The sequence below is a fragment of the Hamadaea sp. NPDC050747 genome (assembly GCF_040654195.1).
GTDB lineage: Bacteria > Actinomycetota > Actinomycetes > Mycobacteriales > Micromonosporaceae > Hamadaea.
In genome coordinates this window covers 1-1,892 of the sequence record NZ_JBFAHM010000039.1, presented here as the reverse complement: position 1 = coordinate 1,892, position 1,892 = coordinate 1, and the positions used below count along the sequence as shown (strand labels likewise).

Annotated in this window: 1 protein-coding gene; it reads right to left on the bottom strand. The window is 66.3% G+C overall.

Features of this window, described 5'->3' with window-relative positions:
• Positions 1-1,892: LamG-like jellyroll fold domain-containing protein (locus AB0H43_RS38930; RefSeq protein ID WP_360008696.1), on the bottom strand; the 1,892-nt coding region annotated here is incomplete at both ends.

Below are 1,892 nucleotides of genomic sequence, written 5' to 3'. Positions count from 1 at the left end.
GCGTTGTCGTAGCCGAAGCTGCGATAGTCCCCCGTGCCGAAGGTCATCTTCGTGACCCGCGACAACCCGTCATAGGTGTAGGACACGGTCTGCCCGGTCGAGGCGTCGGTCACCCCGGACAGCCGATCCACCGTGTCATAGGAGTAGGTGCTGGCACCCGCAGCATCGGTACGCCCGGTCACCAGGCCGTCGCCGTTGTAGGTGAAGCTGGACGCCCCTGACGGGCCGGTCGCCGTCGTGAGCAGACCCCGGTCGTTGTACGCGAACGTGTCCGTCCCCGTACCCGCCTTCATCGACGTCAGCTGCCCGGCCAGGTCGTAACCGAAAGTCCGGTCGGCGGTCGCGACCTCGGCCCCCGCACCCGTCTGCCCGGTGAGGTTGCCGACCGTGTCATAGGTGTTGCTGACGACCACCCCACCCGGCTGGGTCTGCTTCACCGCCCGACCGGCCGCGTCATACGAGATCGTCCACGTCCGATCGTTCGGATTCGCCGACGTCGCCGGCTCGATCTGCGACTCCAGCATCCCCCACGAGTTGTAGGTGGACAGATGCTTGTTACCCCGCCCATCGGTATACCGCGTCCGATGACCCTGCAGGTCATACCCGAACGACGTGGTAATCGACGCCGACGCCGAGATCGGCTGCGTCTCCCCCGTCACCATCCCCGTCGCGTCATACGCGAACGTCGTCGTATGCCCCAGCGCGTCAGTCGTGCTGAGCTGATTGCCGTTCCCGTCGTAGGTCGCCGAGATCTTCGAGATCAGCGCACCGGTCGAGTCGTACGCCTTCGCCGTGATGTTGTTGCCCGGCTCGTCGTAGATCGTCGTGCGCTTCGACCCGTCCGGGGCGACGACGGCGACCTGGCGGCCGAGGTGGTCGTACTTGTACTGCGTGCTGTTGCCGGCCGCGTCGATCGCGGCGGTCGTGTCGCCCGCGGCGTTGGTGGTGTAGCTGATGTACGACCCGGACGGCCGGGTCACCTTCTGCACGAACCCACCAGTGGTGAAGGTGTAGTTCGTCGTGTAGGTGCTGGAGGTGGCCCGTTCGAAGACGGACTCGCTGACCCGGCGCCCGAGATAGTCGTACGTGGACTCGGCGTACGCCCCAAGCGGGTTGACCATGCGCAGCAGCTCGTCGTTGAGGTCGTACGCGTATGTCGTCACCGCGCCGTTGGGCTCGGTCGCCTTGGTCAGCCGGCCCTGCTGGTCGTACGCGTACGTGGTGACCTTGCCGAGCGGGTCGGTGGTCGAGGTGACGTTGCCCGAGCCGTCGAATGTCTTCGAGACGGTGGCGTTGATCGGCGTCCCGCCGGGTGGCGTGTAGGACGGCAGCTTCGTCGAGATCGGCCGGCCGGACGCGTCCCGGGTGATGACGGTGACGTTGCCATCCGGGTCACGCAGCTCGACCTCGTCGCCGAACGTGTCGAACCCAGTGGTCGTCACCGGACGAGACGACACCGGGGTCCCACCGTTGGACTCGGCGTTGACCGTGGCGCTGGTCGTCACGACGAGGTTGTCGGACTCGTCGTACTCGTAGTACTCGGTGTTGCCCAGCGGATCGGTCTCCGACAGCTTCAGCCCACGCTGGTCGTAGGTGTAGGTCGTCGTGTTGTACGCGTCACCCAGCGGGCGTCCAGCCTGGCCGTTGCCGTAGAGGCTCGACACCTCGGCCGCACTCAGCGCACGCTGGTAGACCTGCACGTTGCCGATCGAACCGTTGAACGGCGCCTCCTGCACTCCGTTGTACTTGGAGCGGCCGATGACGAGCGGCCCGTTCGCGGCGATCGGCGTGGTGTCCGTCGCCGTGCCCTGGGCGGTTCCGTTGGCGTACAACGTCATCTGACCGTTGGCGGCGTTGTAGACGCCGACCAGATGCGTCCAGGCGTTCAGCGT